Origin of the sequence: uncultured Veillonella sp. (assembly GCF_900545205.1) — a bacterium.
Taxonomy (GTDB): Bacteria; Bacillota; Negativicutes; order Veillonellales; family Veillonellaceae; genus Veillonella.
On record NZ_UQYC01000079.1, the window covers coordinates 1 to 7,295 of the forward strand.

A 7,295-nucleotide genomic window follows, 5' to 3' on the forward strand; every position below is an offset into this window, starting at 1 on the left:
GCGATTATGTACCAGAAGCTCCTGCTACAATGTTCAAAGGTAACTACTAATACCTAAGACCTTACAAAGGCCCTAACGTGGACATGTAGTCAGTAAAGAAGGGGACATAAACACTGTTTATGTCCCCTCTCTTATATTTTTTTAATCTCATTAACCTCAAAAACCATGAGGTTAAAAAATTTTAAGAGATATATTAATTTTTATGATAAGTTTATCTGTTATTTTATTGTAAGCTTTTATTTTAACTGAACTTTTACAACTTAATACAATAGCGATTTACTCATCAATTAAATTGATTAAGCTACATCGTCCTGTTAAGCATATATTTTTATTTTTCTTGAAAGGATGATTTTAGAAATGAGTGCTATCACCGTTCTATTAGCGCTATCTCCAATCATTTGGTTGATCGTAGCGTTATCCATCTTGAAATTACCTGCATGGCAAGCAACAAGTGTTGCTGCAATCGGTTCTTTCATCATCGCTATTACAGCATTCCAATCTGACCCATTCATTATGGTCACTGGTGCCCTTGAAGGTGCCGCTTTGGCAATCTGGCCAATCCTATTAGTTATTACAGCTGCTATCTTCGTTTATAACTTGGTAGTACATACGAAAGCAATGGAAACTATTAAAACAATGCTTTCTTCTGTAACATCTGATACTCGTGTACTTGCATTGTTACTTGCATGGGGCTTTGGTGCCTTCATGGAAGGTATGGCTGGCTTTGGTACTGCCGTTGCAATTCCAGCTGCTATGATGGTTGCAGTAGGTTTTGATCCACTAAAATCTATCATCGCATGTCTCGTTGCTAACTCCGTACCTACAACATTCGGCTCCATCGGTATTCCAACAACTACATTGGCATCCTTAACAAGCCTTGATCCAAGCCATTTAGGTACATTCATTTCCGTACAATTATTCTTACTTAACCTTATCGCACCATTCTTCGTTGTTATGATTATTGGTGGCGGTGTTAAAGCGTTAAAAGGCGTATTCCTTGTTACATTACTTTCCGGTTTAGCATTAGCTGTTCCTGAAACTGTAATCAACGCTGTAATGGGTCCAGAATTATCCGTAATCTCTGCATCTATCGTTATCATGGCAGTTATCATTATCTGTGCAAAAATTATGCCTCCTAATGATCCTGAATACGCAGTTAAACAAACTGGCGAAGTTCCTAAAGTTTCCAGTGGCGAAGGCCTTGTAGCTGCAATGCCATTCATCTTGATCTTCGTATTATTGTTATTAACTTCCAAATTGTTCCCTGCAATTAATGGTCCTCTTGCGTCCATTAAAACATCCGTACCTATTTACCAAGGTCCTGGTGCAAAACCTTACACATTCGTATGGATTGCAACTCCTGGTATCATGATCTTCATCGCTGGTATTGTTGGTGGTTTCATCCAAAAAGCAAAAGCTGGCGAAATCTTCGGTACATTGGGTTCCACAGTTAAAAACTTGAAATTCACATACCTTACAATCATCACAGTTGTTATGACAGCTAAATTGATGACTTACTCTGGTATGACTGCAGATATTGCGAAAGCAATGGTTGCTGGTACAGGTTCCTTGTATCCTCTATTCGCTCCTATCGTAGGTGCGTTGGGTGCCTTCTTGACTGGTTCCGGTACAAACTCCAACGTATTGTTTGGCCCACTTCAAATCGCTGCAGCTCAAGGTTTAGATCCTACAAACTTCGAAGACCTTGGCTTCTGGTTGGCAGCAGTTAACTCCGGTGCAGCTGGTATCGGCAAAATGTTGTCCCCACAATCCATCGCGATTTCTATTGGTGCCGTAGGTCCTGCTTTGAAAGCATACCTAGAAAACCACAAAGAAATTGGTTCTGAAGAAGCTCACAACTTAGAACATGAAATCGAAGCAAGCGTTATCATGAACAGCGCGTTCAAATACTTCTTGATCTTCATCATTATGCATGGTTGTATCTCCTTCTTCGGTCAACATTTCATCCATGAAATTCACCACTTCTTCTTCTAAGATTTGGTAACATAAAAAGAACAGCTCTTAATGAGCTGTTCTTTTTTATTGTTATATATTAGGATATTCCAAGTAGTACAACCTTAAGGAGTTAATCCACATTGTTACACATTATAAGCTCTCAGTCTATTAGTAGACCTCTTGCTCCACTTCCCATTTTGTAAATGTGCCAGTATCTGCATCAATTTCAAAGTCGTATTCATAACCATTGTAATGAATTTCACCTTCATACTCTAAACGACCATGATCATAATCGCGATTGAACTCAGTTATATTAGTAACCGTTGCACCCGGTACACGTGCCAATGCACTTTGCACGGCCTCATCAGAACTAATAGCTTCCACTGAGGACACTACCGTAGTACTCAGGACAGCTACTACAGTCAAAATCAAGGATTTTACCATTTTTTTCATATAATTCTCTCCTACACACATAAACCAAATTGATACTTTTAGATATAAATAATATAACTTATTGTAATCGATGAGAGAAAAGATAGCAAATCATAATTCTTATTAAGAAAAATCTATAGAAATTATCTACTAATCATGTTACAATACATCGTATCAAATAGAAAAAATTAAATGCAGTCTGCGAAGTGCGATTCGCAGGCTTTTATTTTTCCCATTTTAAGATAGGAGGATTATATGAATCAAGAAAATTCTGCTAAGGTTTCCTTTATCTTGGTAGTATTCCTTGGCATGTTAACAGCCATAACACCGCTCGCAACAGATCTTTATTTACCAGCATTGCCGATTATGCCTGGCGAATTAAATACAACCGCATCTAATATTCAAATGACCATTGGTGTTATGACCTTTGGTGTTGCATTAGGCCAATTATTTGGTGGCCCTATTAGCGATACAATGGGTCGTAAATTACCACTCATCGTAGGCAATTTACTATGTGTCATCTCTAGCATCATTTGTGCCTTTGCACCTAACATCGAAATACTTTTACTAGGTAGATTCCTACAAGGTTTAACTGGATCTGTAGGTGTTGTAATTGCCAAGGCTATCGCTCGAGACTTTGCTTCTGGTCAAGAATTGACGAAACTCTTCGCCTTACTTATGATGGTTAACGGCTTAGCTCCAGTACTTGCCCCTCTCATAGGTGGCCAATTGCTCTTATTCACTACATGGCGTGTAATCTTTGTAATTCTAGCAGTATTCTCTGCTATTCTATTAGTAGGCTCACTTCTATTCCGTGAAAGCTTACCAAAAGAAAAACGTATTACAGGCGGTGTAGGTGTAGCAGTTAAAAATTATATTACCCTCATCAAAGATAAGCCATTCTTAGGTCAAACATTAATACAATTATTTGCCTTTGGCGGATTTTTTGCTTATATATCAGGTTCATCCTTTGTATACCAAAATATTTTTAATCTTTCCGCTCAAGAATTTAGCTATCTTTTCGGTATTAACAGCTGTGGTATTGTCTTAGCTAGTGCCATTAGTAGTCGTGTTAGTAATGTTATAACAGCTAAACAATTACTAACATTCAGCCTATGGCAACTTACAATTGGTTCCTTACTATTCTTAATTGCTATGATTTTCGAATGGTCACTCATCCCTGTAACAACCATCCTATTCTTTACCGTATGTACCGTATCCCTATTCGGCTCCGCCTCATTCTCTATGGCGATGACCAACTACGGGAAAATGGCAGGCAGTGCCTCTGCCATACTCGGCTTTGCCAGCATGTTCGCTGCAGGCATCGTATCTCCACTCGTTGGCATTGGTGGAGATCATACGGGTGTACCAATGGGGATAACAATGCTAGTATGTGCAGTGCTTTCCTTATTGTGCCTATATGGTTTAGTTGAAAAAGAATAATCTATTTTACATTTGTGTGAGCCTTACAATGGGGCCCCGTTACAATAGAATAAATTTTAGTATAAAAACAGCGTTACCTTTTTCTTGCTCAGTACGTCACTTCGTTCCGTAAAATCGCTTCGAAAAAGGTAACGCTATTTTTATTAATTTTTGCTATGAAGATGTCCCATTGTAAGGCTTTAAAACTCTGTCTAAAATAGATTACTTCTTATTCCCTACAAACACCATAAGCACAATAAAGGAAAGCTACTATCCAACTGATTATAGAAAAAAGAATACAGCCCTCTCTGCAACGATTTTACGGAGCGTAGTGACGTACTGAGCCAAGAGAGGGCTGTGTTTTTCTATACTAATGATATACAGTTGTATCCGGGCCCCATTATAAAATGAAAGCACCTTATCGCTTATTTACAATAGCTCCTTTCCCTTCTACCATTTGCACTAGTTATATTTTCAATGGGACATCTTCATAAATAACGTATATAGAAAAGAACAAAGTCCTCTCCCTACCATTTCCGTTAGGTGTATTGCTAATTTTTTGTAAATAATGAGATAACAAACTCGATGGAGCTATTAGGGATATAGTAGATTGGATTACTTACATTTTATAATGGGACATCTTTATAACTAGTGTATATAGAAAAGAATACAGCCCTCTCTGCAGCGATTTTACGGAACGTAGTGACGTACTGAGCCAAGAGAGGGCTGTATTTTTTCTATACTAATAATATGCAGTTGTATCCGGGCCCCATTATAAAATGGAAGCACCTTATCGCTTATTTACAATAGCTCCATCGAGTTACAAAACTATTATTTTAGCTAAAATTAGCAATACACTAACTACTTACTCAAACATGGTCGATAGTAATAGTTTCAAGCGGTTTGCTTGGTTTACTGCACTGGAGCCTGGATCGTAGTCGATGGCAGCAATGCGCACGTCTGGGTAGGCAGCGGATAGTGTTTTTACCATGCCTTTACCTGTTACGTGGTTTGGTAAGCAGCCAAATGGTTGCAAGCATACGATTTGTTTTGCCCCTTTTTCGATGAGGTCGATCATATCGCCTGTAAGGAACCAGCCTTCACCGCATTGGTTACCAAGGCCAATGTATTGAGCTGCTTCTTTTGCTACTTCTGTCATACGTTGTAGAGGGTCGAAGTGTTTGGACGCCGCTACGGCTTTAGCGTATGGCAAGCGGTAGAGTTCAAGGGCTTCACGAGCCAATGTACCGAAGAAGCCAGATAGCCATGTACCATCAAGGTGTTTAGCCCGGTACGTGCTGTCCATTGCACAGTACAAGAAGAAGTCTAATAAACCAGATGTAACGACTTCGCCACCTTCTTTTTCAATGAGTTCATTGATATGGTTGTTAGCACTTGGGTGGAATTTAACGTAAATTTCCCCTACGACGCCAACGCGAGGTTTTTGTACATCTTTATTAACTGGCAAGTTATCAAAGTCATGAATAATTTCTTTGATGTACTTATTGTACTGACGAAGACTGGCAGATGTAATGTTTTCACGTAACTTTTTAATCCAGTAATCACATAATGCATCTGTAGAGCCTGGGTTGGTTTCGTAAGGCCGTGTAGCCAATACGCATTGCATGAGGGCATCACCGTAAACAACGGCTTGAATCATGCGATGTAAGAAACCTTTTGTCAATTTAAAGCCTGGTTGACGTTCCATATCACTCGCATTGAGGGATAGGATCGGCACTTGTTTCATACCAGCGTCAATCAATGCTTTACGCAAATAGCCAATGTAGTTTGTAGCACGGCAACCACCACCTGTTTGAGAGATGATAACAGCCGTTTTATTGATGTCGTATTTACCCGATAACAATGCAGACATGAGCTGGCCTACAACGATAATCGCTGGGTAACATGCATCATTATTGATGTATTTCAAGCCCACTTCAATGTCGTCACGCGTTGGTGCTGGCAACATTTCAAAGTTATAGCCTTCATTTTTGAGGACTGGATCTAATAGACTAAAATGCAATGGTGACATTTGTGGCACCAAGATTTTATAGGTCTTACGCATTTCCTCTGTGAATACAACGCGATTATAATCGTACGTTGGTAATTGCTCTTCCACCACTTCTGGTGCTTCTGGGTTATGATGACGACGCAAGCTACGTTCCATTACGGATTGCAAGGAACGTAAACGGATTGTTACAGCCCCAAGGTTTGTACCTTCATCAATTTTGAGTAAGGTATGAATTTTATGGTTTGCTGAAAGTATATCTTTTACTTGATCCGCTACGATAGAGTCAAGGCCACAACCGAAGGAGTTAAGTTCAACGATTTGGAACCCTTCTGTTCTACTTACGAATTCAGCAGCGCGATATAAACGGCTATGGTAGGACCATTGGTCTACAACACGTAAATGCTTAATTTCATTGCCTAGTGGAGCAACACCATCTTCTGTAAGAACAGCCATACCAAGAGATGTAATAAGCTCTGGAATACCGTGGTTAATACCGGAATCCAAATGATATGGACGACCAGCTAATACGATGGTAGGAATTTGTTCTGCTACGAGGCGAGATACAGTTTTCTTTGTCGTTTCACGGTAAGAGGCCTTACAATTTTCTTGTTCTTCCCAAGCTTTTTCTACAGCATTAGCAATATCTTTCTTCTTGAGATTCAAGAAGTCCAATGCTTTCACAAGGGCCGGAACAAGAGATTTCTTATCAGCCAATGGCAAGAATGGTGCGTGGAATGGAGTATCCCCCAGAACCTCTTGCATGTTATTTTTAATAAGTTCCGGATAGGAAATAACCATTGGACAATGGTAATTATTGTCGCGGCTAAATTCCTTAGGGCCATGCTGAATACAAGGGTACCAAACAAAGTCTACTTGTGCATTCGCCAGATCACGAATATGACCATGTACCGCTTTTGCTGGGTAGCAAGCTGTATCGGATGGAATTGTATCAATAGCCTTGTTGTATTGTTCCTTTGTAGTGTAATCGGAAAGGATTACTTCGTAGCCAAGTGTATTAAAGAATGTAAACCAGAATGGGAAATCCTCATACATGTTGAGGACACGAGGAATACCTACGCGCATTTTACCTTCGAACTCTGGAATATTTTTCTTCAAATAATAGTCGAAGTAACGACGCAATTTAACGTCTACTAAGTTAGGAACTGCTTTGCGTTCCTCTTGAATCATACCGCCCGCACCACGATCACAACGGTTACCAGTTACGTAGGTACGACCATCAGAGAAGGCGTTGATGGTAAGCATACAGTTATTGGAGCAAAGGCCACAATTGCGCATTGTCGTAGATACTTGTAAGGAGTTAAGACCATTGCTATCGAGCAAAGTACTTTTTTCCTTTTGTAACTCTTCTGCTGTTTCAGCTGCAAGAAGGGCCATACCATAAGCACCCATCAAGCCAGACCAAAACAGAGGCAAAAGTATCCAGTTAATTGGACAGTATTATCCGTCAGAAAAT

The 7,295-nt window shown here is 39.6% G+C and carries 3 protein-coding genes and 1 pseudogene; 2 read left to right on the forward strand and 2 right to left on the reverse strand.

What is annotated here, in order from left to right:
• Positions 1-357: 357 nt before the first annotated feature.
• Positions 358-1,995, forward strand: a complete 1,638-nt coding sequence (locus tag QZR70_RS07775) for an L-lactate permease (protein WP_295794290.1) — start codon at positions 358-360, stop codon at positions 1,993-1,995.
• A gap of 129 nt (positions 1,996-2,124) precedes the next feature.
• Here the strand turns inward: QZR70_RS07775 and QZR70_RS07780 are convergent, their stop codons facing one another.
• Positions 2,125-2,409, reverse strand: a complete 285-nt coding sequence (locus QZR70_RS07780; protein WP_024065668.1) for a PepSY domain-containing protein — start codon at positions 2,407-2,409, stop codon at positions 2,125-2,127.
• Positions 2,410-2,643: 234 nt separating this feature from the next.
• Between QZR70_RS07780 and QZR70_RS07785 the strand changes: the two genes are divergently transcribed.
• Positions 2,644-3,831: a multidrug effflux MFS transporter gene (locus QZR70_RS07785; RefSeq protein WP_227721308.1), complete on the forward strand. Its 1,188-nt coding sequence runs from the start codon at positions 2,644-2,646 to the stop codon at positions 3,829-3,831.
• An 844-nt stretch (positions 3,832-4,675) separates the two neighbouring features.
• Here QZR70_RS07785 and QZR70_RS07790 read toward each other — a convergent pair.
• Positions 4,676-7,240: pseudogene (locus QZR70_RS07790) on the reverse strand (acyl-CoA dehydratase activase-related protein); the annotation flags it as partial.
• Positions 7,241-7,295: the final 55 nt, after the last annotated feature.